We start from the raw sequence: 25,702 nt of genomic DNA, 5'->3' as shown, positions 1-25,702 counted from the left end.
CCATGACATCTGTCATGGGCCGTCGGGCGGGTGCTACCGCCCCGCGCGCTTCGCCTCGGCCGCGGCTCCGGCGGCGGCGTTGGCGATCATCGTCAGGTCGTCCACCGCGGCGATCATCGTGAAGCCGGCCGCCCGGAGGTGGGCGGTGCGGTCCGGCGAGGCGGCGTACGCGCCCGCCACGAGGCCGTTGGCCCGGCAGGCGTCGACCACCCGGCGCAGCGGGGCGTCCGGGCCGTCGTCGGTCAGCAGCGCGGTCACGTCGACGCCCAGCGCGAGCGACAGGTCGAACGGGCCGACGAAGAGCCCGTCCACGCCGTCCACGGCCGCGATGTCGGCGACCGCGTCGAGGCCGCGGACCGTCTCGATCATCACCAGGCAGCGGACGTCCGCGTTCGCCCGCGCCGGCTCGGTGAGCGCCACCGCGTCGACGGACCGGACCGGCCCGAAGCTGCGGGTGCCCCGGGGCGCGAACCTCGTGGCCGCGGCCGCCGCCCGGGCCTGCTCGACGTCGTCGACCATCGGGACGATCACCCCGTCGGCGCCGCTGTCGAGGGCCCTGCCGATGAGCTCCGGCCGGTTCCAGGCGACGCGCACGAAGGGCGTCACCCCCGCCGCGCGCACGGCGGCGATCAGCCCGGTGTTGTCCCGCCCGCCGGCCGCGCCACCGTGCTGCTCGTCCACGCACGCCCAGTCGAAGCCGCCGCCGGCGGTCGCCCGGACCACCCGCGGGTCCGTGCTGCCGACCCACAGCCCCGTGCCGGTCGAGTCGCTTCGCATCGTGCCTCCCGTGGTCGTGCCCCGTCATGCCGATCATGCCGAACGGGGCGGGGCGGGGCGAGCCGGGCGACCGTCCACTTCGTCCCGTGGGGAGGTTCGGTGGTCCTCAACGTCGTTGCCCCGCGCGGTTCGCGTTCCCTGTCCTGCGCGGCGCGCGGCCGGTTCGTCCGGCCGCGTCCACTTCACCGGGGGGATTTCATGAGAGCTTTCCGTGGCGTCGCGGCCTGCGCTGCCGCGCTCCTGGCCGTGACGACAGCGGTGGCGGGGGCGCCGTCGGCGGCCGCCACCGAGCCGCCCGCCGCGCCGTACACCGCGTTGACGGCCCACTTCGAGGGCTGGGACGTGGACGGCAGCTTCTCCTACGAGAGGTCGCGCAACAAGGTCGACGTCCACCAGCGGACCGGCAACGGGTACGCCCTGGCCCTGTTCGGCTCCACCGCGGGCATGGCGCACTGGCACAACGTGGACGTGTCGCCGCCCAACGGGACGCGGTTCGAGGCCGGTCGGTCCTACCCGACGACGAGCGCCTCCTCACCGCTCGACTCGATCGCGGTGGTCAACGTCAGCGGTGACGGGCGGGGCTGTTCCTCCGCCTCGGGGCCGTCCACGGGCGCGCTCGACGTCCGCGAGGTCGCCTACGACGGGGAGACCGGCCTCTTCACCGCGTTCGCCGCCGACTACTCGGTGCGGTGCGGCAGCCCGGACCGCACGGTCACGGGCCAGATCCGGTTCCGGTCGGGCCTCGGCTACAGCGCCGCCGACAGCTGGGATCACCAGCTCCGGTTCGGCGAGCAGCCGTGGGGGCGGGACGGCACGCGGCAGGAGGTCCCGGTCGAGGTGACCGGCACCGTGCCGACGACGTTCGGCGCGGCCACGTTGGCGGGCCCGAACCCCTCCTCGTTCCGGATCACGGCGAACACCTGCTCCGGCAAGACCCTCTCGTACGGCCAGAAGTGCTCGCTGACCGTCCTGGCGACGGCCACCGGGAAGGGCACGCAGACCGCGGAGCTGACCCTGCTGGAGAACTCGCACGCGGGCAGAGTCCGGCGCCTGCTGACGCTCGACGGCTTCGACGCGCGCGGCGACCGGGGCACCTACTTCCCGCTCACGCCCACCCGCGTGCTGGACACCCGGTCCGGGCAGGGCGCGCCGCGGGCGGCCGTCGGGTCGGGCCAGACGCTCCGGCTCCAGGTCACCGGCCAGGCCGGGGTCCCGGCGGAGGCGTCGACCGTGGTGCTCAACGTGACCGTCACCGAGCCGGGCGGCACGGGCCGCATCACCGCCTACCCGACCGGGGTCACCCGGCCGACCGCCTCGTCGCTGAACTACACGCCCGGGTGGACCGGGGCCAACTCGGTCACCGTGAAGGTCGGCGCGGACGGCGCGGTCAACCTCTACAACAACGGCGCGCCGGTCCACCTCGTCGCCGACGTCAACGGCTTCTACTCCGGGGGCCGCCCCTCCTACCTCGGCGGGCAGTACCACCCGCTGGCCGGCCCGGTGCGGCTGGCCGACACGCGCGAGTGGGGCACCGGCCGGTTGCCGTCGGGCTACTACGCCACCGTGTCGGCGTCGTGGGACGGCTCCGTGAACTCGGGCGTCCGCGCCTTCGCGGTCAACGTCACCGCCACCGACACGCGCGCCCCGGGCTTCCTCACGACCTGGAACGGCCTCGGCTCGAACCTGCCGAACACGTCCACGCTGAACTACGGGACCAACACGACCGCGACGAACTTCGCCGTGGTCCCGACCCACCTGTGCTACTCCTGCGGGTGCAACGGCTGGGGCTCGCCCGCCATCGGCGTCTACACCAGCCAGGACACGCACGTGATCGTGGACATCGTGGGCTTCTACGACGACGGCACGCTGCCGGGCGGCCTGCGCTTCGAGCCCGTCGTGCCCGAGCGGATCACCGACACCCGAGCGGGCCGGGGTTGGCCGTCGGCACTCGGCCCGGCCACCACGGCGACCATCGTCGCACCGGGTTCGGTCGCCGGCCCGCGGACCCGGGCGCCGGCCACCAACGTGACCGCCGTCGAGCCGACCGCGGCGACGTACCTGACGGTGTGGCCCGAGGGCTTCGACGGGGTGGGTCGACCGAACACGTCCAACCTGAACCCGGCCGCCGGGGCGATCGTGCCCAACGCCGTGCAGACGATGATCGGCCCGGACAACGGGGTCAACGTCTACAACAACAGCGGTCGCACCCACGTCCTGGTGGACGTCGTGGGCACCTTCTACCTCGACCAGCCGGTGACCGCGTCCACCCGGGCCGGCACCGCCACCCCGAAGGCCGAGCCACCGACCCGCACCCGCCGCGCGTGACCGCGCCCTGAACCACGGCTCCACCACCGGTGCCGCACACGTACCTCTCGGGCGTGTGCGGCACCGGCCGTTCACGGCCCCGGCTCACACCTGGTAGGACAGTCCTTCCCGCCGGTGCTCCCTGATCCAGTCGGAGGTCCGGGTCAGGCCGTCCCGCAGGCCGACGGTCGGCGTCCACCCGGTCAGCGCCCGGGCCTTGGTGTTGTCCGAGAGCAGCCGGGTCACCTCGCTGCGGGCGGGGCGCAGCCGGGCCGGTTCGGTCACCACGCGGGCGCTCGACCCGGTGATCTCCACCAGCAGCGCCGCCGGGTCATCCGGAGTTGCGTCCCGCAACGGCATCGCGACGAACCCCGGTGGCCGTGGTGGTGCAGGCACCACCGCGGTCCGGCAGCCGGTGGGATCGTCGCGGGCGCGGCGCGAACCTACGGTCGAGCCATGAGCAGAACTCGCGGTGAAGGGACCGGCACGCGTTCCGGTGCGACGAAGACGGTGCTGTGGCTGGTGTTGCTGGTGACGGCGGCGGTGAACTCGATCGGCTCGTTCGTCGGGCTCGACGAGGTGGCGCGGATCGCGGCGGGAGGGGTGACGGTGCTGTGCGTCGTCGCGCTGGTGGCGCTCCACCTGCGCGACCGGAGGTGAAGGTCAGGCGTTGAGGTAGGCCAGGACGGCGAGGACGCGGCGGTGGCCGCCCTCGTCGTTCGGCAGGTCCAGCTTGGTGAAGATGTTGCGGATGTGCTTGTGCACCGCGCCTTCGCTGACCACCAGCAGGTCCGCGATGGTGCCGTTGTTGTGGCCCTCCGCCATGAGCGCCAGCACCTCGCGCTCGCGGGCGGTGAGGGTGGAGAGCGGGTCGTCGGCCCTGCGGCGCACCAGCAGCTGCGAGATGACCTCGGGGTCCATCGCCGTGCCGCCGTCCGCGACCCGGCGCAGGGCGTCGAGGAACTCGCCGACCTTGCCGACGCGCTCCTTGAGCAGGTAGCCGACACCGCCGACGCCGTCGGCCAGCAGCTCGGAGGCGTAGCTGTCCTCCACGTAGGCCGAGAGCACCAGGACCGGCAACCCGGGGTGCACCCGCCGCGCCTCGACGGCCGCGCGGAGGCCCTCGTCCCGGAAGGACGGCGGGAGGCGCACGTCCATCACGACCGCGTCCGGGCGGTCGTCGGCGATCACGGCCAGGAACTCGGTCGCGTTGTCGACGGCGGCCACCACGTCGATCCCGGCCGTGCCCAGCAGCAGCGCGAGGCCCTCCCGCAGCAGGACGTCGTCCTCCGCGATCACGACGCGCACGGCAGCTCCACTCGCAACACGGTCGGCCCGCCGGGCGGGCTGCTCAGGTGGGCGCGGCCGTCGAACGCGTCGGCCCGGCGCCGGATGCCGACGATACCGGTCCCCCGGCGTTCGTCCGCCCCGCCCCGCCCGTCGTCCCGGACGGTGATGAGCAGCACGTCGTCCGCGGCGTCCAGGCTCACCGCGGCGTGCCGGGCCGCCGAGTGCTTGGTCACGTTGGTCAGCGCCTCGGCCACGATGAAGTACGCCGCCGCCTCGATGGCGGCCGGGCGACGCCCGACCGGGCCGACCTCCAGGGTGCACGGCACCGGGCAGCGCGCCGCCAGCGCCGAGAGCGCGCCGTCCAGACCGCGGTCGGAGAGCACCGGCGGGTAGATGCTGCGCACCACGTCCCGCAGCTCGGCCAACGCGCCGACCGCGGTGTCCTGCGCCTTGGCCACCAGCTCGAACGCCTTGTCCGGGTCGCGCTCCCGCAGCTGGCCCGCGATGCCGAGCTGCATCACGACGGCCGCGATCCGGGCCTGCGCGCCGTCGTGCAGGTCGCGTTCGATGCGCCGCAGCTCCGCGCCGTGCGCCTCCAGCGCGCCCGCCCGCGAGGCGGTCAGCTCGGCCACCCGGTCGGTCAGCCGGACACCGGGCGCGGGCGACAGCAGCCACCGCGCGAACGACGCCTGCCACCGGGCCAGCCACGGCAGCCGGAACGTCAGCGCGCCGTACACGACCGCGCCGACCAGGGCGACCGGTGCCATCCGCCACGAGTCCACGACCACCCCGAAGGACGTCTCCGCGCCGCCCGGCACGAGCCACCAGTACACCGGGATCAGCACGTGGTTCACGGCGCTGGTCGGCAGGCCGACCGCGCACGCGCCCAGCAGCATGCCGACCGGCGCGTGCACGGCCAGCCACGCCACGTCACGCCGGGTGGCCGGGTCGGTGACCGCCGTCACCGCCTGCCGGGACAGCGGTCCGTCCAGCAGGCGGTACGCCTCGGGGATCGGCTCGCCGAGGAACGCGCCCGCCCGCCGCCGCTCGAACGCCACCAGCCGGCGCACCAGCCGCAGCGCCTCGGGCACCGCGGGCACGCCCACGCCGACCAGGCTCAGGGCGCCGACCAGCGCCAGGGCCGCCAGCGCGAACACCGCCAGGAACGCCGTGACGAAGCCGACGAGGAGGTAACGCGCAGCGGTCCACAGCGGAGCGAGCCTGGCCATGGTCCCGATTCTGCCCCGGCGACCGCCCCGCGCGCGGTAGTGCCTGCGCTACCACGACCCGCCCGGCAGCGGGATCGATCACCGCCCACCCGCGCACCTAGCGTCGGGTCAAACGTCAGGGAGGACAACGCGATGGTGGCGGGAACGGCATCGGTGGGCACGGCCCACGCGGTGCGGATGGAAGCGGTGCGCAAGGTCTACGGGTCCGGAGGCCAGGCGGTCACGGCGCTCGACGGGATCACGGTGGGGCTGCGGCGCGGCGCGTTCACCGCGGTGATGGGGCCGTCCGGCTCCGGCAAGAGCACGTTCCTGCACTGCGCCGCGGGGCTGGACCGGCCCACGTCCGGTCGGGTGCTGCTGGGTGACACGGACCTGTCCGGGATGAAGGAGGACGCGCTCACCGCGCTGCGCCGGCGGCGGATCGGGTTCGTCTTCCAGGCCTACAACCTGCTGCCGTCGCTGACCGTGCGGCAGAACATCACGCTGCCGCTGCGGTTCGCCGACGAGCGGCCGGACGAGGCGTGGCTGCGCGAGGTCGTCACGCGGGTCGGCATCGCGGACCGGCTCGACCACCGGCCCGCCGAGCTGTCGGGCGGGCAGCAGCAGCGGGTGGCCATCGCACGGGCGCTGGTCACGCGGCCGGAGGTGCTGCTGGCCGACGAGCCGACCGGCGCGCTGGACACCCGCACCGGCGGCCAGGTCCTCGGGTTGCTGCGCGACCTGGTGGACACGACGGGGCAGACCGTGCTGATGGTCACGCACGACCCGGTGGCGGCCTCCTACGCGCACAGCGTGCTGTTCCTCGCCGACGGGCGGCTCGCGGGCGAGCTGACCGGGCCGACCCCCGCCCTCGTGGTGGACCGGCTGACGCGCCTCGGGGAGTGGTGAGGGTGCGGTCGATCGCCTGGCAGATGGTGAAGGCGCACCGGCTCGGGTTCGTCGGCGCGTTCATCGCGATCCTCTGCGGCACGGCCGTCGTCGCCGCCTGCGGGGTGCTGATGGAGTCGGGCCTGCGGTCCGGCGTGCCGACCGAGCGCTACGCCGCCGCGTCCGTCGTGGTCGGCGGGGAGCAGGTCGTCCAACCCGAGGGCGCGCCGTTCCTGGAGGCCCAGCCCGTCGGCGCGGTGCCGACGATCCCGGCGGCGCTGGTGGCGGAGGTCGCCGCCGTACCGGGGGTGGCCTCGGCCGTGGGCGAGTCGACGTTCGACGCCCGCGCGGTCGCCCCGGACGGCTCGGTGGTGCAGGTCCTGGGGCACAACTGGGACGCCGCCGCGCTGACGCCGTTCGAGCTGCGGCAGGGCCGTGCGCCGGCCGGGCCCGGCGAGGTGGTGCTGGACGCCGACCTGGCCCGCCGCACCGGCGCGGGGGTGGGCGCGCGGCTGGGGGTCATGACCACGTCGACGCCCGCGGCGTACGAGGTGGTCGGCATCGCCGCCCCGGCGGGGAAGGACGGCCTGGTCAAGCAGTCCGGCCTGTACTTCACGACCGCGCAGGCGGAGCGGCTGTCCGACGCACCGGGTCGGGTCCGGGCGATCGGCGTGTTCGCGCAGGACGGCGTGGCCGCGGCGGACCTGGCCGAGCGGGTCGAGCGGGCGCTGGCGGACGACCACGTCACCGTGGCCGCGGGCGGTGACCGGGGTGCCGTCGAGTTCGCCGAGGTCGGCCGGTCCCGGGTCGTGCTGATGGCGATCGCCGGCTCCTTCGCGGGCATCGCGGTGCTCGTCGCCGTCTTCGTGGTGGCGGGGACGCTCGCGCTGGCGATCGACCAGCGGCGGCGCGAGTTGGCGCTGCTGCGCGCGATCGCGGCCACCCCGCGGCAGATCGGGCGGCTGATCGGTCTCGAAACGGGGGTGGTGGCGTCGGTCGCCGCCGCGCTCGGTGCCGCCGCCGGCGTGCTGGTCGCGGGCCGGCTGCGGGACGGGTTCGCCGCCATCGGCGTGATCCCGCACGACCTCGCCCTCTCCGTCGGCCCGATCCCGCTGGTCGCCGCGTTCCTGCTGGGGCTGGGCGCCGCGCGGTTGGCCGCCCTGGTGGCGGCGCGGCGTCCCTCCCGCATCCCGCCGACGGAGGCGCTGGTCGAGGCGTCCGTGGAACCCCGGGAGCCGGGGCGGTGGCGAGGGGTCGCGGGGGCGGGGTTCCTCGTGTTCGGCGTGGCGCTCGCCGTCGTGCCGCTGTTCACCCGCGGTGAGGCGGCGTTCGCGATGACGGGCATGTCGGTCCTGCTGATGGTCGTCGGCGTGGCCGTGCTCGGTCCGCGGGTGGTGCAGCCGCTGGTGCGGCTGGTGGCCCGGCCGCTGGCCGCGTTCGGCGTCGGCGGCTACCTGGCGGCGCACAACAGCCGGGCCAACGCGCGCCGCCTGTCGGCCGCCCTCACGCCGCTGATGCTGTCCATCGCGTTCGCCGTGGTGAACTTCTACAGCCAGACCGCGGTCGAGACGGCCACCGGGCGGGAAGCCGACACCGTCACGACGGCCGACCAGGTGCTCTCCGCGCCCGGCGGGCTGTCCCCGGAGGTCGCCGACGTGGCCCGCGGCCTCCCCGGTGTGGAGGCCGTCACGGCCCTGGTGCGCACGAACGTGATCACGACGAGCCGGTCGGGCGACTCCGTTGAAGTGAGCCGGTCGCCGGCGCTGGGCGTCGGGTCGGTGCGCGGGAACCTGGACTTCGGCGTGGTGTCCGGGTCGTTGGACGACCTGCGCGGCGACGCGGTGGCGCTGGACCGCGACAGCGCGAGGTGGTCGGGCAGGCAGGTCGGCGACGAGGTGGAGCTCCACCTGGACGACGGCGCGCCGGTGAAGCTGCGGGTGGCGGCCACCTACGAGCGCGGCCTGGCGTTCGGCGGTCACCTGCTGCCCGTCGAGCTGGCGCGCGCGCACTCGTCCGCGCGCACGGACACCTCGGTGCTGGTGCGCCTGTCCCCCGACGCCGACCGCGCGGCGACGGCACGGGCGTTGGCGTCCCTGGCGGACCGGTTCCCCGGCCTGACGGTCACCGACCGCTCGCGGCTCGCGCCGGCGGAACGTGCGGAGCAGCGGACCCAGTTCTGGGTCAACGTCCTGGCGATGGGCGTGGTCCTCGGCTACATCGCGATCGCCGTCGCCAACACCCTCGTGCTCACCACGGCCCAGCGGCGGCGCGAGTTCGCGTTGCTGCGCCTGGTCGGCGCGACCCGGCGGCAGGTGGTGCGCACGATGCGGGCCGAGGCGCTGCTGCTGGTCGGCATCGCGGTCGCCGTGGGGACGTTGCTGCCGGCCGGACCGCTGGTCCTGCTGTCGATCGGCCTGACGGGCACGCCGCTGGTGGGCGGACCGGTCCTGGTGTACCTGGGGATCGTCGCGTTCACCGCCCTGCTGGGCCTGCTCGCGGTGGGCCTGCCGACGCGGCTGGCGCTGCGCGCCCGCCCGGTCGACGCCATCGGCGTGCGGGAATGACCGGGCGGGGTTGCGGCGACGCCGGTCCGCCGCCCGGGTCCCGCCGTGCGCCCGAACGGCAGTGGGGCGTGCCATCACCCTGTCGGCACACGACCGGGTGATGTCCACCGGACGTGGGACCTGCTTATCGTCGGGCCCCACGTCACCCTGCCGGAGGTCCCCATGCCACGTCGCCTGCCGACGCTCGCGGTCGCCCTGACCGCGGCCGTCCTCGTCGCCCCGTCCGCGCACGCCGCGGGGTTCGAGGTCAACGGCTACTGGGCCGACGAGTCCGAGTGCGTCGCGTGGAAGCAGTCGACCATCGACGAGGGTTGGGCCGAGGTCTACCCATACGGGTCCTACTGCCTGCACAACGCCCAGGGCTACTACTACCTGGCCCAGTACTGACCGCTGCGGCGCGCGACCGGACCACCTGTCACCGGGTCCGGTCGCGCGCCGCGGATCACCTCTTGCGCTCCACGTACAGGCAGAACGAGTTGAATTCCCCGGCGGCCTCGAACTGCTGGACCAGGTCCTCGCCGTCCCCGAAGTCGGCGAGCACGTGGTGCGTGCCACCGCCCAGGCCGACGGCGAACAACGGTCGACCGATGGGCGAGTCGCAGGCCGCCGGACCCGCGCCGGGCGCGTAGGCCTCCGGGCAGGTCTCACACGGCGGCAGGGTGAACTCGTGCGCGGTCGAGCCCGCCAGCTTGATGGTGATCGGGCTGTTGACGGTGTTGTAGAAGGTGATCGTGTTCGGGCCGCCCGCGCCGAGGGGTGCGGGCACCGGCACCCGCGCGCCGGTGCCGATGGCCACCTGGGCGGCGATCTGCGCCGACCGCGCCTGCGGCAGGTCGCCGTGCTCGGGGAAGGTCCTGATGAAGCGGTCGAACGAGGCGATCGCGACCGTCGCCCGGCCGTCGCGCAGCTCGGTCAGCCCGCAGTCGAGCATGGCACGCGGGTACTGGGTCTTCGCCTGGCCCACGACCTTCGCGGCGGCCTTGTTCGTCAGGGCCGCGAAGAACGCGAGGACGTCCACCGCCTGGCACGGCTTGCCCTCCGCGAACGGCGCGGTGGCCGCCGCGTAGAGCGCGTCGAACGCCGCCGGCACCTCCTTCGCGCTGGGCGTGTCGGCGAACTCGTCGGCGATCGCCTCCAGCGCGGTGGCCGCCTCGCTCGCGCTCACGGGCGGTTCGGAGGTGACCTTCTTCGCCAGCCGGAGGTAGGCGTCGGCGACCTCCGGGGCGAACGACTCGTCCTCGGCGAGCAGGTCGCGGTACACCTTGATCGAATCGGCGAGCCTGCCCTCGTCCCGGAGCCCGCGGGCCCAGGTCGTGTAGGTCTGCACGAGCTTGTCGTGGACGAGCGGGCCCAACGGGCTGGCGGCGTGGTCGCGCCGGAATTGGCGGTACCGCTCGACAGCCGCCTCGCCCTCGGAGTCGACCGCCCGCGTGAAGTCGGCGCACTCGACCAAGCCCCGGTCCGCCGCCGCGACGTCCGAGCTGAGCGTCAACTCGTACGGCCCGGTCACCTGCTCGAACCGCTCGGTCGCCACCGCGCAGTCGCCACCGCCCTGGGCGGCGACCCCGTCGTCATACGCCACACGCCCCAAGAAGCCGTACCCGACGTACGCACCCACCACCGCGACCACGGCGACGATCCCGACCACCAAGGCCCGCCGCCCCGCGACGGGCGGGTGCCGTACCCCGATCCGCCACGCGTCGAGCACGAGCAGCAAGACCCACAACGCCGCGAGCCCCCGCCACAACCACGGATCACCGGCCGCGTCGGTCGCGAACGCCACCACGACGAGGACCGCGGCGACACCCGCCGCCACCCACCCCTGCCACCGTCGGCGCAAGTAGAAGTACCCCGCCCCGACCCCGGTCGAGTTCAACAACACGGCCGCCGCCGTCGACCTCGGCTCCGGCGGCGTCGGCGGAACCCGCGGGATCGGATCGGTGGGCGTGGGATCGACCCACACCACCTGCTCCGCCACCCCGTCCGGCCGCGCCCACGGACTCGCCGCCGACGGTTCGGACGGCTGACCACTCACCGGCTCGTCGTCCCGCGGCACTCCGGCCCCCGCCTCCGGTTCCGCCGTTTGCTCCTGCGCCGGTTCACCTTCTTCGTCCGGCGACCCGCCCCCCGGCGGCTGCACTGTTGGTCTGTCGTCGCTCATCTCAAGCCCCCACAACGGTGTCCCCCGACCCGTTTCCAGGCAACCACAATCGATCGACCGGCGTAGGGCCTTTGATGACAAATCACACCGTCGGTATGGCCGGGCGAAGTCCTACCGTCAGCGCCGCGGCGGCTGACGAAGACCGGTGTGAGACGTCGACGCTGTACCGGATGTCCGCAGTGGTCCAGAACAGCGCTCCACCGGACTCCGGAAGCGGGCGATCCGGACGCCTCGTAGTCGATTGGCTTTGGAATACCTCCACATCGCTACCTGGGGCAGCCCGTCAACAGTAGAGTGAAGTGCCCATTCGCAAGGCCAGGTGTCACGTCACCGCTCATCGCTGCGCTTCGACGAAGAATCGAAGGAGCCACGTGAGGAATTCGACTCGTGCGCGACTGCCGCTGTTGCTCGGCGCGCTGCTCTGCCTCCTCCCGACCGCCGGGTGCGTCTCGGGCGCGGCGATGGACGAACTCGGGTCCCGCATCGAGGGCGCGGGCTACACCCGGGTCTGGGTCGGGCACTCCATCAGCGCCTTCGGGTACGACACGGTGCAGATCACGGCCTACAAGACCCCGGCCACCGACGACGGCACCGAGATCGCCCGCCTCGTCTGGCACACGTACCCGGAGGAAGTGGACGAGGTCGTCGTGACTCTCAACGACGCCGGAGGCTTCATCACGAAGGACCAGATGCTGGAGGAGTTCGGCCCCCGCCAACTCGACCCGAACCCCAACGAGGACACCGACTTCGGCGACGTCCTGGGGTGGGTGGTCGGCATCATCGCGGTCCTCGTCGTCCTGATCAAGGTGCTGGGCTTCCTCGGCCGCCTCGGCCGCCGGTCGGGACCTGAGGTGCTGTGACTCCCGTGCCCCGCAAGGTGCAGGGCCACCGCGGCCGGCCCCGGCAAGAAGAGGTGCTCGTCGCGTCCGTGGACGAAGGTTTTCCGCTCCCGGCGTCGGTGGGCCACGCCTGACGAGCTCCGCCTCGAACGTCCCGCCGTCAACCGGTGGAGACGGGCGCGTCGGCCATGGCCTCGGCGAGCAACCGGTATGACCGCAAGCGGTCGGCCGGGTCGTGGGTCGGCGTGTTCACCACCAGTTCGTCGACCCCGTGCCGGTGCGCCAACTCCACCAGGTCGGCGCGGACCTGTTCGGGGGTGCCGCTGACCAACGCGTGGGCGTCCACCGCGGCGCGGACGCGCTCCGGCTCGGACCACGCGTGCGCGGCGACCCGGTCCGGGTCGGGTAGCGGCTCGTCGATGCCGAGGTCGCGGCGAGCGCGCCACAGCAGGAGCGCTTCGGCGAGCCGCCGCGCCCCGACCTCGGTGTCGGCCACCACCACCCGCACGGCGACCGCACCGCGAGGCTGCGCGGCCGTGCGGTAGCGGGCCATCGCCGCCACGCCCGGTCCCGGGTTGAGGAAGTGCGCGAAGCAGTAGGCGGTGCCCAGGTCCGCGGCCAGGTCCGCCGATCCGGGGCTCGCGCCGAGCAGCCACACCGGTGGCCCGTCGGGCAGTCGCCTCAGCAGTTCCACCACTCTGTGCGGGAAGTCGTGCGCGGGGCCACCGGCCCTGCCCACACCCAGGTCCACCCGGCCGGGGTGCAGGGCGCACAGGACGGTGAACACCTCGGCGACCTTCTCCGGCCGGTACCGGGGCAGCAGCACGCCGCCGCTGCCGACGCGCAGTGACGACGTGGCCGCCGGCACCCCGCCCGCGACGATCTCCGGCGCGGTGCCGGCGAAGGCCGCCGAACCGTGGTGCTCGGCCACCCAGGGTGGTAGCCGAGCCCCTCGGCCGTGACCGCCAGGGCGACGGTGGCCCTGAGCGCTTCGGCGCGGGTGCCGCCCTCGGGCACCGGGGACTGGTCCAGGACCGACAGCAGCATCGCGACTACCTCCCCGCCAGGGTGGCGGGCACGATCCGGTAGTCCGCCTGGAACACGAGGTTGTGCAGGTCGGCCGACGCGATGGCGCGCAGGGTCGGTGCCTCCGCCTCGGCCTGCTCGGCGTCGAACACGTTGAGCGGCCACTCGCCGACCGTGCCGCCGCTGAGGTGCGGGTGGTGGAACCCGCTGCCGTAGTGGGCGCGCAGCACGACCGGCGCCACGCCCGCGGCGGCCTGCTCGGCCCACGACAGCGTCCACAGGGCGTGGACGCCGCCGTCGGACGCGTCGATCAGGCCGGTGGCGGAGACGGTGCCGGTGTCCAGCAGCAGTTCCGCGTTGAGCTCGACCAGGACGCGGCGCGCGACCGGGTCGAGCAGGTCCACCGTGGTGGCGAACAGCGCTTCCTTCTGCTGCCTGGTCACCGCGCCGTTCCCGTGGTCGCCGTCGCGCAGGTCCGCGAAGTGCCGCAGCAGGGCGTGGTGGTGAACGACGGTCACGGGAACTCCTTGGTCGGTGCGGTGCCGTGGTGGCGGGTGCCGCCGCGAGCGGTGTCGCGCGCGGAGATGTCCCGCAGGGCCTGTCCGAGGGCCGCGCGCAGGCGGCTGTCGCCGGCGCGCAGGAACTCGCCGTGCCCCATGTGCTCGAACTCGTGCAGCCGGGTCGGCACACCGGCCTCGACGAGCCGGGCGGCGTAGTCCCGCACGTCGTCGACGACGGGGTCGGCGTCGCCGACGAGCAGGACCGAGAAGGGCAGCCCGGTCAGGTCGTCGGTGTGCCAGGGGGTCGCCGGCGGGTCGAGTACGGGCGTCCGGCCCAGGTAGGCGCGCCAGGAGTTGCGCAGGTCGGTCCGGGTGGGGAAGTCGCCGCGCCCGTAGGAGGCCGCCCGGCACTCGGGGTCCAGCGGCGGGTGGGCCGGCAGTTGCGCGACCGGGGCGTGGCCGCGGCCGCGCAGGGCCAGGGCCACGCTCGTGGCGATGGTCGCGCCGGCGCTGTTCCCGCCGACGGCGACGAGCCCACCGATCCGCGTGGTCGCCCACTCCACCACGGCGGCCACGTCGCGCAGCGCGGCCGGGTGGGGGTGGGCGGGTGCCACGCGGTAGCCGACGCTGATCACGTTCCAACCGCTCAACCCGGCCAGGTCGGCGCACGGGTCGTGCCACCCGGCCACCGAACCACCGGTCCAGCTGCCGCCGTGCGCCCGGACCAGGGTCCCCCGCCGGCCCTCGGACGGGCGGAACACCCGCACCGGCCTGCCCGCGACGACCGTGTTGTCCCACTCCGCAAGGGGGTCACGACACCTCCCGCGTGGCGCGCGTCCTCAGGAACGCCGCGATCAGCACGGCCGCCAGGACGCAGAGGGCGGTGTTGACCCAGATGGCGGTGCTGACCCCGGTGAGTACCGACGACGGGCTCTCCCCACCGAGGGCGTTGACGCGGGCCGCGGCGATGGCGCTCATGATCGGGATGCCCATCGCGATGCCGACCTGCTGGCTCATCGTGGCCAGGCCGGTCGCGAGGCCCTGCTCGGCGTCGGGCAGGCCGGACGTCGCGGTCACCATGAAACCGACGATGGCGATCAGGTTCGCCACGCCGCCGGTGAAGGTGAGGACCAGCAGCAGCGGCATCCAGCCGGAGCCCGGCCCCAGCAGCGCCAGGGGCAGCGTCGAGGCGGCCTGGAACGCGAACCCGGCGATGATGGCGTTCCTGGACCCCACCTTGCCGATGACCTTGGGCGCGACCACGCCGCCGAGCACCGTGCCGATGCCCAGCACGGCGAACGACAGCCCGGCCGACAGCGGCGTGAAGCCGAGCACCTTCTGCAGGTACAGGGTCAGCAGGAACACCAGCGAGGTCTCGGTGATGAACGCCAGCAGGCCCGCGAGATTGCCCCAGCCGACGTTGCGCCGACCCAGGATCGCCACCGGCACCAGCGGCTGCGCGACGCGCTTCTCCACCGCCCAGAACACCACCAGCAGCACCACGCCCACCGCGAGCGCGCCCAGGGCGACCGGGTTGGTCCAGGAGTGCTCACCTGCCTGCGTCAGCCCGAACACGATGGCGAGCAGGCCGAGGGTGACGGTCAGCGCGCCCGGCAGGTCCAGCCGGACGCGCCCGGCGGGGCGGCTCTCGCGCACCACGATCGGCGCGACGACCAGGACCAGCACGGCGACCGGCACGTTGATCAGGAACGCCCACCGCCAGCTGAGCAGGTCGGTGAGCAGACCGCCGAGGATCGCGCCGGTGGTGAACCCGGCGGCCATCAGCGCACCGTTGAGGCCCAGCGCCCTGTCGCGCAGCCCGCCTTCGGGGAACGAGGTGGTCAGCAGCGACAGCGCGGCGGGGGTGACCGCGGCGGTGGCCAGGCCCTGGGCGACGCGGGCGACCAGCAGCAGCGCCGGGTCCTGGGCGAGGCCGCCCGCCAGCGAGGCGACCCCGAGCAGGGCCATGCCCGCCAGGAAGAGCCTGCGCCGACCGAACAGGTCCGCGACGCGCCCGAACAGGAGGGTGAACCCGGCCGCGCACAGCGCGAACGCCGTGGCGATCCACTGGAGGTTCTCGAGGGAGAACCCGACCTCGGCACCGATCGCGGGCAGCGCCACGTTGAGGATGGAGAAGTCCACCGCCAGCGTGAAGCTCGCGGTGAGCAGCAGGACGAGGATCAGCCGCCGGCGACCGTCCATCCGCCCGACCGGTGGTGAGACCCCGACCACCGGGCTCCCGGTGTTCTCGACCGTTGACATCGCGGTGTCCCTTCACGCGTGGTGGTGTGGGAACCACGGTGTCGCCGAGGGTCGCCGCCAACCAGGACCCTGGTGTGCCGACCACTGACGTGGGTAGCACTGCCGGGGACAGGCGCGATCGGCGGACGCTGACGACCATGAGCAGGTCTACTCGGTAACGGGAGAGTTCGAGTCCGGCGCAGGCTCGGCGTCGAAGAGGTGCCGTGCCGGCGAGCAACACCCGAAGGCGATGCCGAGGTGTTCCCGCGGTGCCGGCCCGGTTCGCGTCAGCGTTCGCGGTGCGAGCGCTCGACCACGCCGGGGATCGACTCGGACGGCTCGTCCACCGGACCGCGGCCCAGCAGGCGCAGCGCCGCCTCGGCCGGCGTCCCCGGTTCCGCGGCGTACATCAGCATTCGGTGCGCAGAATTGTCGGGCATCTGCACGACTTCGAAACGCAATTCCAATCGGCCCACCTGGGGATGGGCGAAGTACTTCACGCCGAACGTGCAGTTGAGCACCGGGTGGCGCGACCACAGCGTCGCGAAGAATCGGCTCTTCATGCACAGCTCGCCGATCAGCTCGGCCAGGTGGCGGTCATCCGGGTGGCGGCCGGCGACCAGGCGCAACGAGGCCACCGAACGCCGGGCCTCGTCCTCCCAGTTGACGTACAGGTCGCGGGTGGCCTGGTCGAGGAACAGCATCCTGGTGAGGTTGGGCCGCTGCGCGGCGGAACCCGGGCTGTCCGCGGCGAAGTGCGGTGCCAGCAGCTGGTGGCCCAGGGCGTTCCAGGCCAGCACGTCGCTGCGGCGGTCCATCGCCACCACGGCCACGCCCTCCATCGCGCCGATCAGCTGTGCCGTCGAGGGTCGCACCGCCTCCGCCCGCGCGGGGTTGGCCCGCTTGCGACGAGTGGGTTTGGCCAGGTCACGCAGGTGATCGATCTCATCGTCGGTCAACCGCAGCGCCCGGGCGATGGCGTCGAGCACGTTGTCCGAGACGTTCTGGCTCTGGCCCTGCTCCAGGCGGGTGTAGTAGGTCACGCTGACCCCGGCCAACTGCGCCAGCTCCTCGCGTCGCAAGCCGGGCACGCGGCGACTGCCGTAGGAGGCCAGGCCTAGCTCCTCCGGCCGCAGGCCGCCTCGACGGGAGCGCAGGAAGTCACCCAACTCCGTGTCCATGGCCCCATGGTCCCGCATCGGAACCCGGTCGGGAGCCGTGAACCTGACCCTGTCAGTACCACCCACCGCACCGCCGGCCACGCATAGCACCGCGTAGCCCTGATGGCGCCGCGTGCAACTGTCGATGAATCTTCGGTTGAACACCGTTCCGATCGGCACCGATCGCGTCTTGATATCGGATCACCGATCGCACATCGTTGCGGGAATTCGAGCCAGTGCTCTTCACCCAACGAATTCACGTCGAAGGGACGCCGTGCGCTCCACAGCCGTAGTCCTCGGTACCCGTCCCGAGGCCATCAAGTGCGCGCCGGGCATCCGCGCACTGCGAGCGGATCCCCGCTTCTCCCCGGTCGTGCTGTCCACCGGGCAGCACCGGCAGATGCTCGACGAGACGTTCGACGCCTTCGGCATCAGGCCGGACGTGGACCTGACCGTGCGGCGGTGAGGAAGGGGGCCTTGACATCGTGCGGCCCACTTCACCCGCGCACGGGTGGTGCCTTCGTGATCATTTCGAAGTCTCGACGACCAGGCCACAGGAGAACAGGCGCACCTCGCGTGTTCACCGTCGCCCGAGCCGGGAGAAGCCGATCCCCCGGCCGTGCTGGAGTGCCGGTTGCGTACAGTGATCAGATCAGTGGGGACCGTGGGGGTTGTCGTGCGTGGTGTGGTGGCGGTGGCGTGTGCCTCCGTGCTGGTGGCGGGATGTTCGGCGCAGGCGGGTCCGGCGCCGACACCGGTGGAGGACAAGGCGGCGATCGCGGTGGCGACGGTGGAGAAGCTGGTACTGCCGGACCAGGTCACGGCCGCGGCGGGTCTGGTACCGACGGGCCAACCCGAGGTCGGGGTGCAGCCGTTGGTGTCGTGCCCGGATCCGGCGGCGGTGCCGGAGCTGGCGGCGGCGACCCCGGCGACGGCAGGCCGGACCCAGCGGTGGCAGTGGACCGCCCCGGACGGGACCACGATCCCGTACAGCCTCTACAGCGCGGTCTACGACGGGATCACCGCTCGGGACGCGGTCAAGCAGGCCCGCGCGGTCAGCAAGTGCTACCCCAACCAGCAGGACCCGACGTGGCTGAACCGGCAGGCCTACCGCGACTACTCGTTGCCCTCGACGAAACCCATGATCGACGACCGTTACGGCTACTGCGTGCGACGGGGCGCGATCGACTACACCGAGACGGTCGAGGAGCACCTGACCGGCGACGTCGAGGTGCTCTGGGACTGCGCGGCGTTCTTCGCCGAGGGCCGGAAGCTGATGCGGTTGACCAGCGTCGAGCACGTCCGCAGGGACCGGCTGGGCTCACCGACCGCGCACACCGTGGGGCAGGCGCTGGTCGACGTGCTCGTGGCCCCCTGACTCGGCACGGGCGTGGTGGTCGAGGTAGTCGTCGTTCGAGGTTCGGGCGATCCGCACGGCCCCGGCCACGAGGTTTGCCGTCCGTCCACAGTGGACGGTGGTGGCAGCGGTGGCCGGGCACGTCTCATGCCACCTCGATGACGACCTTGCCCGAGGTGTGGCCGTTCTCGACGGTGGCGAGGGCGGCCGGGGCGTCTGAGAGCGGGTGGACCGCGGTGATCACGGGCGCGAGGGCTCCGTCGAGGGCCAGCCGGGCGGACCGCTCCAGGTTCTCGCGGTCGAGGCGGCGCTCGACGAAGCGCCCACCGAGATCGGGCACCGACATGTCGCCCACGGCGATGACGTCGCGGGGGTTCCGGGCCAGCGGGGCGACCGTCCGCAGCGACGTGCCCCCGACCAGGTCGACGATCCCGTCGACACCGCCGGGAACCAGCTCGCGCGCCGCGGCGACGACGTCCTCGGCGGTGTAGTCGAGGAACCGCACGCCCGCGGCCTCGGCGGCCTCGCGCTTGGCGGTGCTCCCGGTGCCGATCACCCGCAGCCCGCGCCTGGCGGCCAGCCGTGCGACGGCCAGGCCGACCCCGCCCCCCACCCCGTTGACCAGGACCGTGGCACCGGCCGGGAGGCCGAGCTGGTCGAGCGCGTCCACCGCGGTCGTCCCGGCCACCGGCAGCGTCGCCGCCGCGGTCGCGGACAGGCCCGCCGGGATGCGCGCGGTGTTCGGCGCGGACAGCACCGTCGTCTCGGCGTAGGTACCGCCACCGGTGAGCGCGAAGCCGAACACCGCGTCACCCACCTCCAGCCCGTCGACGTCCTCGCCCAGGGCGAGAACGGTTCCGGCCGCCTCCATGCCCAGCACGCGGGGAAACGGACGCCCTCCGTCGAGCCCGGGGACCAGACCCGAGCGCACCATGTGGTCGAGGGGGTTCACGCCGGCGACGTCGACCCGGATCAGCACCTCGCCGCGACCGGGGACGGGATCGGGACGATCGAAGAGCTCCTGCACCTCGGGCCCGCCGTACCTGCCGAAACCCCACGCCTGCCCCATCTTCCGCCGCCTTCCGGGTGACCGGCCCGGTGGTCCCGGGCTCCGCGGCCATCCTCACCGCTGCCACCGGTGTCAGGGGCAACCGGCTGAGGCGCGGGTCACAGCATCAAGCCGACCGCGCCACCGGTTCCGGTGCCGTGGACAGCTCCGCCCGGTGCCGGCTGTTGGCCTTGATCAGCACGTCGAGCGCTTCCCGGGCCTCGGTGAGGTGCGCGATCTCGGCGTCGATCCGCTCGCGCTCGCGCGTCATCGCCGTGAACGTCTCCTCGGCGACGTCCAGGTCGTCAGGGAGGTCCACGCACGGCAGCACGGTCGCGATCACGCGGCTGGACATACCCGCCTCGAACAACTGCCGGATGAGCGACACCCGCTGCACCGCGGCATCGGGGTAGTGCCGCTGCCCGGCGCCGGAGCGCGAACTGGTCAGCAGACCCTGCTCCTCGTAGTACCGCAGTGAGCGCGGACTCACGCCCGTGCGCTTGGACAGCTCGCCGATCCGCATCCCGAAGAGCCTACGCCCGCGGTCCTGAGGGGTTCCGGAACTCCGCGTCGGGGGCTTGGCTGCGACGATCCGGGCCCGACCTCGACACGCCGCCAACCAGTCCTCGGCTGCCTGATCAACGAGTACGAGCACACAGCCGCCTCACCGCAGGTCAGACCCTGTGGCCGGCCGTTGACACCGCCCAGTTCAGATGGTGTGGCCGTCTTGGAACCCCGCAGGTCCCCACCATCGCCTCGGACAGCTCACGCCCGACGCCGATGCGGCGTCTTGCCCGCCACGCTCCACGCGAGGCCCCCACGACAACACCGCAACCGGACAGCACGTCCGCTACGGCTGGGCAAGCACCCGGGGGCCCGCAAGGGTGAAGTGGCCGACCTCGCGCTGCGGGCGGGCCGGGGGCTGTCGAGGCTGTGCTGACCGTCGCCGGGAAGGGCAGGGCCACATGGACTGGGTGAGATCGCTGTTGCAGGCCACCCCGGAGATCGCCCTCTTCGTGTGCCTGGCGCTCGGCTACACCGTCGGCAAGATGCGGGTGGGGCCGATCCAGCTGGGCGGCATCTGCGGCACGCTGATCGTGGCGATGGTGGTGGGTCAGCTCGACGTCACGGTGAACGACCAGGTGAAGAACATCGCCTTCGCGTTGTTCATCTTCGCGCTCGGCTACACCGGCGGTCCTCAGTTCTTCGGCAACTTCAACCGGTCCGGGCTCAAGATCGGGGTGCTGTCGTTCGTCGAAACGGTGACCGTGGTGGCCATCGTGCTGGTGCTGGCGGGCGTGATGGACCTCGGGGTCGGGGTGGCGTCGGGCATCCTGGCCGGGTCGGCGACGGAGTCGGCGGTGGTCGGGACGGCGTCGGAGGCGATCGGGAAACTGGGGCTGCCCGCCGAGGAGGTCGTCGCCCAGCAGGGGCAGGTCGCCACCGCCTACACCGTCTGCTACCTGTTCGGCCTGGTGACGATCGTGCTGTTCACCAGCGGGATCGGCCCGGCGCTGCTGCGGGTGGACCTGCGCGAGTCGGCGGCCGACCTGCTCAAGCGGATGGGCGGGGGCGGCGACCAGGAGGGGTTGTCCCCCGCCATGCCCGCCGTCGTCGGCCGCAGCTACCGGATCGGCCCGGCCGCGGGGCGCACGCTGGCCGAGGTGGAGGCGGCGCTGCCCGGGCGCGGCGCGGTGGAGCGGGTCGTGCGGGGCGGGCAGCCGGTCCCGGTCGCGCCGGACCTGCGCCTGGAGGAGGACGACGTGGTGCTGGTGGTCGGCAGGCGGGAGGCCCTCGTCGACGCGGAGTCGGCGCTCGGCCGCGAGGAGGCCACCGTCGACGGCGGTCCGGTGACGCTGGAGAGCCGCGAGATCGTGGTGACCTCGAAGGACGTGGACCACACCACCGTGGGCGAGTTCCGGGCGGAGCGGAGCGCGCCGAGCCACGGGGTCTTCGTCGTCGGGCTGCTGCGCGGGGAGAAGCGCCTCCCGGTGGTCGACGGCACGGCGCTGCGGCGGGGCGACTCGCTGGACGTCGTCGGCGCGACCCCGGACGTCGACCGGGTGACCAAGAGCCTCGGCTACGCGGTTCCGCGCGGCGTCGGGACGGATTTCATCTACCTGGGGCTCGGTGTCACCCTGGGCATGCTGATCGGCAAGCTGACCCTGCGCGTCGGCGACGTCCCGCTCTCGCTGGGTACCGGCGGCGGCGCGCTGGTGGCGGGACTGGTCTTCGGCTGGTTCCGCTCCCGGCACAAGGCGATCGGCAACATCCCTCCCGCCGCGGCCACCGTCATGAAGGACCTCGGACTGGCCACCTTCATCGCCGCGACCGGGCTGGCCGCCGCGCCGCAGGCCGGGCCGATGCTGGTCCGGTACGGGCTGCTGCTGCCACTGGCCGGGATCGGGATGGTCCTCGTCCCGGCCCTGCTCTCGCTCTTCGTGGGGCACCGGCTGCTCAAGATCGAGACGCCGATCCTGATGGGTGCCATCGCCGGGCAGCAGTGCAGCACGCCCGCGATCTCGTCGGTCACCGCGGCGGCGGGCAACTCCGTGCCGCTCATCGGCTACACCATCACCTACGCGCTCTCCAGCATCCTGCTGCCGCTGACGGGACCGGTCGTGGTCGGCCTCGTCGGCGCCTGACCGCGCCACGGCGCGTGCCGCCGGGGAACGGCCCGGTCCGCTCATCCCCACTGACGGGTGATCCGGCTGTTCCCCACCCGCGGAACCGACGACGATGTGCGAGCGTGGTCGTTGTGGACCTGCTGAAGGACAAGGTCTTCGGGCCTTACCCGGAGCTGCTCGTCTTCCTCGTCGTGGCTTTCGGCTTCCTCGTCGGCAGGCTCCACCACCGCGCGATCGCGCTCGGGTCCGTCACGGGGTGCCTGCTGTCCGGGCTCGTCTTCGGCTGGTTGTTCGAGGTCGAGGTCAACGGCACGGTCAAGTCGCTGTTCTTCGTCCTCTTCCTGTTCGCCCTGGGTTACCGGGTCGGCCCGCAGTTCTTCAGAGGACTGCGCTCCGACGGCCTGCCCCAGGTGCTCCTCGCGCTCGTCGTGTGCGGGTCGGGCCTGCTGGTCTGCTGGCTGTTCACCTCGCTGCTCGGCTACGGCCCCGGGCTGTCCGCCGGTCTGCTGGGCGGTGCGCTCACCCAGTCGGCGGTGATCGGCGTGGCCGGGGACGCCATCGGCAACCTGCCGGGTCTGTCCCCCGAGCAGGCCGCGGAGCAGGCGAACCTGGTGGCGGTCGGGTACGCGGTCACCTACCCGCTCGGCACCATCCTGGCCGCCCTGCTGCTGGCCAACGTGCTCCCCCGGCTGCTGCGCAGGGATCTCGCCCGGGAGAGCGCGGACCTGGCCGAGGAGATGGACGTCCACTCCGAGGACCCGGACCTCGGCCACGGCTACTACGAGGTCGTGCTGCGGGCCTACGAGCTGACCAGCACGGCGGTGGCGGGCAGGACGATCGACGCGTTCGAGCGGGAGCAGGCCGAGCAGGGCCGACGGATCTACATCACCAGGGTGCGCCGGGACGGGAGGCTGCTGGAGCAGAGCCAGGACACCGTCCTCACCCGGGGCGATGTGGTCGCGGTCAGCGCCCTGCGCGGCGACCTGGTCGGCTTCGACCCCGAGGACGAGATCGGCCCCGAGACCGACGACGTCGCGCTGCTCGGCTACGAGACCGAGCACCTGCACGTGGTGGTCCACAACCGCGACCAACTCCACAAGAGCATCGCCGAACTGCGCAAAGAGCCGTTCATGGCGGGCGTCTACGTCGACAAGCTCTACCGGTCCGGCTCGGAGTTCCCGTTCCGGCTCGGCACGGAGGTCGAGCGCGGCGACACCGTGGTGCTCACCGGACCCAAGCGGCTGGTCGAGCCCGCGGCCCGGGCCATCGGCACGCCGGTCCGCACGAGCTTCGCCACCGACATGACCTGGGTGTCGCTGGGGGTGTTCCTCGGCGGTTGCCTCGGGATTCCAGCGCTGACGCTGAGCGGGGTGCCGATCAGCCTGTCCACGTCGGGCGGCGCGCTCATCATGGGCCTGGTCTTCGGCTGGCTGCGCGGCAAGTATCCGACGTTCGGCAACGTGCCACCCGGCGCGCAGTGGTTCATGGACACCTTCGGGCTGTGCCTGTTCGTCGCGGTGGTCGGCATCGACGCCGGTCCCGGTTTCGCCGGCGGCCTGGCCCAGGCCGGGTGGGGGCTGCTCGGGTTCGGCGCGGTCGCGACCGTGGTCCCGCTGCTGGTGGGCTTCGCCGCCGGGTGGTGGGTGCTCAAGATGCGGCTGCCCGTCCTGCTGGGCGTCCTCGCGGGCGCGCAGACGACGACGGCCGCCATCGGGGCGATCAACGAGTCCGCCCGCAGCCAGATCCCCACCCTCGGCTACACGATCCCCTACGCCGTGGGCAACGTGCTGCTCACCGTGTGGGGCGCGGTGATCGTCATCCTCCGGCACTGACGCACAGAGAGGCAGCGGCCATGACCGAGTCCGCCCACAGCCACGCGGAACTGCGGCGGTACGCGCAGTTGAGCCCGTTCGAGCTGAAGGAGCGGTTCATCGCCCTCGCCGAGCGACGGCTCGCCGAGCAGCCCGTGCAGAAGCGGCGGGCCAACAACCTGATGCTCAACGCCGGACGCGGCAACCCGAACTGGACGGCGGCCGCCCCGCGAGAGGCGTTCCACGCCCTGGGGGCGTTCGCGATGGCCGAGAGCCGTCGCGTGTGGACGGCGGGCGACCTGGCGGGCATGCCCGCCAAGGGTGGCATCGCCGCGCGGTTCACCGACTACGCGCTGGCCAACCCGGGGTTGCCGGGCATGGCGGAGCTGCGGCGGGCGGTGGACCTGGGCGTCGAGGAGTTCGGGTTCGACCCCGACACCTGGGTGCACGAGCTGGCCGACGGCATCACCGCCGACAACTACCCCGTGCCGGACCGGATGCTGCGCTGCGGCGAGCAGGTGGTCGTCCGGTACTTGCGGGAAGAGCTCTTCGACGGGCACGCCCCGGAAGGGCAGGCGCTGAGCCTGTTCGCCACCGAGGGCGGCACGGCGGCCATGTGCTACATCTTCGACTCGCTCATGGCCAACGGCCTGCTGAAGCGGGGGGACCGGGTCGCGCTGATGGTGCCGATCTTCACCCCGTACATCGAGATCCCGGTGCTCGACACCTACGGCCTCGAGCTGGTCCTGGTGCAGGCCGACAAGTTCAGCGACACCGGCGTGCGGGAATGGCGCTACCCGTCCCGGGAGATCGCCAAGCTGGCCGACCCGTCGGTGAAGCTCGTCTGCCTGGTCAACCCGAGCAACCCGCCGTCGCTGGCGCTCTCGGACGTGGTGCGCAAGGAGATCCAGCAGGTCGTCGCGACCCACAACCCGAACCTGATGATCGTCACCGACGACGTCTACGGCACGTTCGTCGAGGGCTTCCGCAGCCTGGCCGCCGACCTGCCGCGCAACACGCTGCTCGTCTACTCCTACTCCAAGCACTACGGCGCGACCGGCTGGCGGCTGGGCGTCATCGGCCTGCACGACGACAACATCTACGACGAGCAGATCGCGAACCTGCCCGACGCCGAGCGCGACCGGCTGCGGCAGCGCTACGGCACGCTGACGCTGGAACCGGACGAGCTCCGCTTCATCGACCGGATCGTCGCCGACTCCCGCCGGGTCGCGCTCAACCACACCGCGGGCCTGAGCACACCGCAGCAGGTGCAGATGACGCTGTTCTCGCTGTACGCGCTCCAGGAAGCGGGGCAGGAGTACAAGCACCAGGTCCGCGAGATCGTGAATCGCCGGCTGGACCTGCTGCTCGAGGGCTCCCAGATGCGGATCACCGACGACCCCCACCGCGCCGCCTACTACATCGAACTGGACATCCTCGCCGAAGCCGAGCGCCTGCACGGCCCGGCGTTCGCCGAGTACCTCCAGGCGACCTACGAGCCGATCGATCCCCTGTTCCGGCTCGCCGAGCAGACCTCGGTGGTCCTGCTCAACGGCGGTGGGTTCGACGGCCCCGAGTGGTCCGTGCGCGTCTCCCTGGCCAACCTGGAGGACCTGGACTACCTGAGGATCGGCCACTACCTGAACCTGGTCTTCCGCGAGTACCTGAACGAATGGCAGGAGTCGACCGCCAGGTGACCGCCGGCGGGTCCGTCGACCGAGCGTTCGCGGGCACGACCGCCATCCGCTGTGACGTCGGTCCGCATCCTCGCCGCCACCGCACACCCGACCGCCCCCTCGGTGCGACCACCGCCGACCACACCGAGCACCGCGACTCGCGCCACCACAGCCGGAGCACCCGATCCCGGAGCACGGGCGCGCCTCGATACGCCGCCGACCAGT

At 72.9% G+C, this 25,702-nt stretch carries 23 protein-coding genes; 11 read left to right on the top strand and 12 right to left on the bottom strand.

The window, feature by feature from the left end:
• Positions 1 to 33: 33 nt before the first annotated feature.
• Positions 34 to 777 carry an HpcH/HpaI aldolase/citrate lyase family protein gene (locus ACIGNX_RS13110; RefSeq protein ID WP_396539479.1) on the bottom strand — a complete coding sequence of 248 codons (744 nt, stop codon included), beginning with the start codon at positions 775 to 777 and terminating at the stop codon, positions 34 to 36.
• A 198-nt stretch (positions 778 to 975) separates the two neighbouring features.
• On the opposite strand from ACIGNX_RS13110, the gene ACIGNX_RS13105 reads away from it, so the two are divergent.
• Positions 976 to 3,102, top strand: a complete 2,127-nt coding sequence (locus tag ACIGNX_RS13105) for a hypothetical protein (RefSeq protein ID WP_396539477.1) — start codon at positions 976 to 978, stop codon at positions 3,100 to 3,102.
• A gap of 84 nt (positions 3,103 to 3,186) precedes the next feature.
• Here ACIGNX_RS13105 and ACIGNX_RS13100 read toward each other — a convergent pair whose 3' ends face one another.
• Complete coding sequence (locus ACIGNX_RS13100) at positions 3,187 to 3,441, bottom strand: hypothetical protein (protein ID WP_396539476.1); 255 nt, start codon at positions 3,439 to 3,441, stop codon at positions 3,187 to 3,189.
• A 96-nt stretch (positions 3,442 to 3,537) separates the two neighbouring features.
• On the opposite strand from ACIGNX_RS13100, the gene ACIGNX_RS13095 reads away from it, so the two are divergent.
• Positions 3,538 to 3,741 (top strand): hypothetical protein, encoded by a 204-nt coding sequence (locus ACIGNX_RS13095; protein WP_396539474.1) that lies wholly within the window; start codon positions 3,538 to 3,540, stop codon positions 3,739 to 3,741.
• A gap of 3 nt (positions 3,742 to 3,744) precedes the next feature.
• On the opposite strand, the gene ACIGNX_RS13090 is transcribed toward ACIGNX_RS13095, so the two are convergent.
• Together ACIGNX_RS13090 and ACIGNX_RS13085 are read right to left on the bottom strand one after the other, a co-directional pair.
• A complete protein-coding gene (locus tag ACIGNX_RS13090; protein ID WP_396539472.1) occupies positions 3,745 to 4,389 on the bottom strand; it encodes a response regulator in 645 nt (214 codons plus the stop codon).
• Complete coding sequence (locus tag ACIGNX_RS13085) at positions 4,377 to 5,600, bottom strand: sensor histidine kinase (protein ID WP_396539470.1); 1,224 nt, start codon at positions 5,598 to 5,600, stop codon at positions 4,377 to 4,379. Before ACIGNX_RS13085 ends, ACIGNX_RS13090 begins: the two co-directional genes overlap by 13 nt.
• Positions 5,601 to 5,732: 132 nt before the next feature.
• Here ACIGNX_RS13085 and ACIGNX_RS13080 point away from each other — a divergent pair, with 132 nt between their 5' ends.
• From ACIGNX_RS13080 to ACIGNX_RS13070, 3 genes are all read left to right on the top strand, one after another.
• On the top strand, positions 5,733 to 6,488 hold the full coding sequence (locus tag ACIGNX_RS13080) for an ABC transporter ATP-binding protein (RefSeq protein WP_396539468.1): 756 nt from the start codon (positions 5,733 to 5,735) through the stop codon (positions 6,486 to 6,488).
• A 2-nt stretch (positions 6,489 to 6,490) separates the two neighbouring features.
• Entirely contained in the window at positions 6,491 to 9,031 is a 2,541-nt protein-coding gene (locus ACIGNX_RS13075) for an ABC transporter permease (protein WP_396539466.1), read from the top strand.
• Positions 9,032 to 9,193: 162 nt separating this feature from the next.
• Positions 9,194 to 9,418, top strand: a complete 225-nt coding sequence (locus ACIGNX_RS13070; protein ID WP_396539464.1) for a hypothetical protein — start codon at positions 9,194 to 9,196, stop codon at positions 9,416 to 9,418.
• 55 nt (positions 9,419 to 9,473) lie between these two features.
• Here ACIGNX_RS13070 and ACIGNX_RS13065 read toward each other — a convergent pair whose 3' ends face one another.
• Positions 9,474 to 10,913, bottom strand: a complete 1,440-nt coding sequence (locus tag ACIGNX_RS13065; protein ID WP_396539462.1) for a hypothetical protein — start codon at positions 10,911 to 10,913, stop codon at positions 9,474 to 9,476.
• A gap of 650 nt (positions 10,914 to 11,563) precedes the next feature.
• Between ACIGNX_RS13065 and ACIGNX_RS13060 the strand changes: the two genes are divergently transcribed.
• Positions 11,564 to 12,052, top strand: coding sequence for a hypothetical protein (locus tag ACIGNX_RS13060; protein ID WP_396539460.1), 489 nt, complete (start codon positions 11,564 to 11,566; stop codon positions 12,050 to 12,052).
• 139 nt (positions 12,053 to 12,191) lie between these two features.
• Here ACIGNX_RS13060 and ACIGNX_RS13055 read toward each other — a convergent pair whose 3' ends face one another.
• The 5 genes from ACIGNX_RS13055 to ACIGNX_RS13035 all read right to left on the bottom strand — a co-directional run bounded on the left by ACIGNX_RS13055 (position 12,192) and on the right by ACIGNX_RS13035 (position 16,979).
• Positions 12,192 to 12,962, bottom strand: coding sequence for an LLM class flavin-dependent oxidoreductase (locus ACIGNX_RS13055; RefSeq protein ID WP_396539458.1), 771 nt, complete (start codon positions 12,960 to 12,962; stop codon positions 12,192 to 12,194).
• Positions 12,963 to 13,083: 121 nt separating this feature from the next.
• Positions 13,084 to 13,575, bottom strand: a complete 492-nt coding sequence (locus ACIGNX_RS13050; protein ID WP_396539456.1) for a hypothetical protein — start codon at positions 13,573 to 13,575, stop codon at positions 13,084 to 13,086.
• On the bottom strand, positions 13,572 to 14,324 hold the full coding sequence (locus tag ACIGNX_RS13045; RefSeq protein WP_396539454.1) for an alpha/beta hydrolase: 753 nt from the start codon (positions 14,322 to 14,324) through the stop codon (positions 13,572 to 13,574). Before ACIGNX_RS13045 ends, ACIGNX_RS13050 begins: the two co-directional genes overlap by 4 nt.
• A 43-nt stretch (positions 14,325 to 14,367) precedes the next feature.
• On the bottom strand, positions 14,368 to 15,819 hold the full coding sequence (locus ACIGNX_RS13040) for an MFS transporter (protein WP_396539452.1): 1,452 nt from the start codon (positions 15,817 to 15,819) through the stop codon (positions 14,368 to 14,370).
• 266 nt (positions 15,820 to 16,085) lie between these two features.
• Positions 16,086 to 16,979, bottom strand: a complete 894-nt coding sequence (locus ACIGNX_RS13035; protein WP_396539450.1) for a helix-turn-helix domain-containing protein — start codon at positions 16,977 to 16,979, stop codon at positions 16,086 to 16,088.
• A 253-nt stretch (positions 16,980 to 17,232) separates the two neighbouring features.
• Between ACIGNX_RS13035 and ACIGNX_RS13030 the strand changes: the two genes are divergently transcribed.
• Positions 17,233 to 17,424, top strand: a complete 192-nt coding sequence (locus ACIGNX_RS13030; RefSeq protein ID WP_396539448.1) for a hypothetical protein — start codon at positions 17,233 to 17,235, stop codon at positions 17,422 to 17,424.
• Positions 17,425 to 17,652: 228 nt separating this feature from the next.
• Entirely contained in the window at positions 17,653 to 18,336 is a 684-nt protein-coding gene (locus ACIGNX_RS13025) for a hypothetical protein (RefSeq protein ID WP_396539446.1), read from the top strand.
• A 124-nt stretch (positions 18,337 to 18,460) separates the two neighbouring features.
• Here the strand turns inward: ACIGNX_RS13025 and ACIGNX_RS13020 are convergent, their stop codons facing one another.
• Positions 18,461 to 19,384: a zinc-binding alcohol dehydrogenase family protein gene (locus ACIGNX_RS13020; RefSeq protein WP_396539444.1), complete on the bottom strand. Its 924-nt coding sequence runs from the start codon at positions 19,382 to 19,384 to the stop codon at positions 18,461 to 18,463.
• 106 nt (positions 19,385 to 19,490) lie between these two features.
• Positions 19,491 to 19,886, bottom strand: coding sequence for a MerR family transcriptional regulator (locus tag ACIGNX_RS13015; protein WP_396539442.1), 396 nt, complete (start codon positions 19,884 to 19,886; stop codon positions 19,491 to 19,493).
• A 442-nt stretch (positions 19,887 to 20,328) separates the two neighbouring features.
• On the opposite strand from ACIGNX_RS13015, the gene aspT reads away from it, so the two are divergent.
• The 3 genes from aspT (at position 20,329) to ACIGNX_RS13000 (ending at position 25,498) form a co-directional block, all read left to right on the top strand.
• On the top strand, positions 20,329 to 22,008 hold the full coding sequence (gene aspT, locus ACIGNX_RS13010; protein WP_396539440.1) for an aspartate-alanine antiporter: 1,680 nt from the start codon (positions 20,329 to 20,331) through the stop codon (positions 22,006 to 22,008).
• Between the two features lie 104 nt (positions 22,009 to 22,112).
• Complete coding sequence (locus ACIGNX_RS13005) at positions 22,113 to 23,822, top strand: aspartate:alanine exchanger family transporter (RefSeq protein WP_396539438.1); 1,710 nt, start codon at positions 22,113 to 22,115, stop codon at positions 23,820 to 23,822.
• A gap of 20 nt (positions 23,823 to 23,842) precedes the next feature.
• Positions 23,843 to 25,498: a bifunctional aspartate transaminase/aspartate 4-decarboxylase gene (locus tag ACIGNX_RS13000; protein WP_396539436.1), complete on the top strand. Its 1,656-nt coding sequence runs from the start codon at positions 23,843 to 23,845 to the stop codon at positions 25,496 to 25,498.
• The last annotated feature ends 204 nt before the right edge of the window (positions 25,499 to 25,702 follow it).

The organism is Actinosynnema sp. NPDC053489, assembly GCF_044544865.1.
Taxonomy (GTDB): domain Bacteria; phylum Actinomycetota; class Actinomycetes; order Mycobacteriales; family Pseudonocardiaceae; genus Actinosynnema.
This window is presented reverse-complemented; position numbering and strand designations above follow the sequence as displayed.

Excerpts from the sequence above, each read along its gene's own strand:
- ACIGNX_RS13110 (WP_396539479.1), bottom strand. The coding sequence starts at position 777 with ATGCGAAGCGACTCGACCGGCACGGGGCTGTGGGTCGGCAGCACGGAC.
- ACIGNX_RS13105 (WP_396539477.1), top strand. The coding sequence starts at position 976 with ATGAGAGCTTTCCGTGGCGTCGCGGCCTGCGCTGCCGCGCTCCTGGCC.
- ACIGNX_RS13100 (WP_396539476.1), bottom strand. The coding sequence starts at position 3,441 with ATGCCGTTGCGGGACGCAACTCCGGATGACCCGGCGGCGCTGCTGGTG.
- ACIGNX_RS13095 (WP_396539474.1), top strand. The coding sequence starts at position 3,538 with ATGAGCAGAACTCGCGGTGAAGGGACCGGCACGCGTTCCGGTGCGACG.
- ACIGNX_RS13085 (WP_396539470.1), bottom strand. The coding sequence starts at position 5,600 with ATGGCCAGGCTCGCTCCGCTGTGGACCGCTGCGCGTTACCTCCTCGTC.
- ACIGNX_RS13080 (WP_396539468.1), top strand. The coding sequence starts at position 5,733 with ATGGTGGCGGGAACGGCATCGGTGGGCACGGCCCACGCGGTGCGGATG.
- ACIGNX_RS13070 (WP_396539464.1), top strand. The coding sequence starts at position 9,194 with ATGCCACGTCGCCTGCCGACGCTCGCGGTCGCCCTGACCGCGGCCGTC.
- ACIGNX_RS13040 (WP_396539452.1), bottom strand. The coding sequence starts at position 15,819 with ATGTCAACGGTCGAGAACACCGGGAGCCCGGTGGTCGGGGTCTCACCA.
- ACIGNX_RS13035 (WP_396539450.1), bottom strand. The coding sequence starts at position 16,979 with ATGGACACGGAGTTGGGTGACTTCCTGCGCTCCCGTCGAGGCGGCCTG.
- ACIGNX_RS13020 (WP_396539444.1), bottom strand. The coding sequence starts at position 19,384 with ATGGGGCAGGCGTGGGGTTTCGGCAGGTACGGCGGGCCCGAGGTGCAG.
- ACIGNX_RS13015 (WP_396539442.1), bottom strand. The coding sequence starts at position 19,886 with ATGCGGATCGGCGAGCTGTCCAAGCGCACGGGCGTGAGTCCGCGCTCA.
- aspT (WP_396539440.1), top strand. The coding sequence starts at position 20,329 with ATGGACTGGGTGAGATCGCTGTTGCAGGCCACCCCGGAGATCGCCCTC.
- ACIGNX_RS13000 (WP_396539436.1), top strand. The coding sequence starts at position 23,843 with ATGACCGAGTCCGCCCACAGCCACGCGGAACTGCGGCGGTACGCGCAG.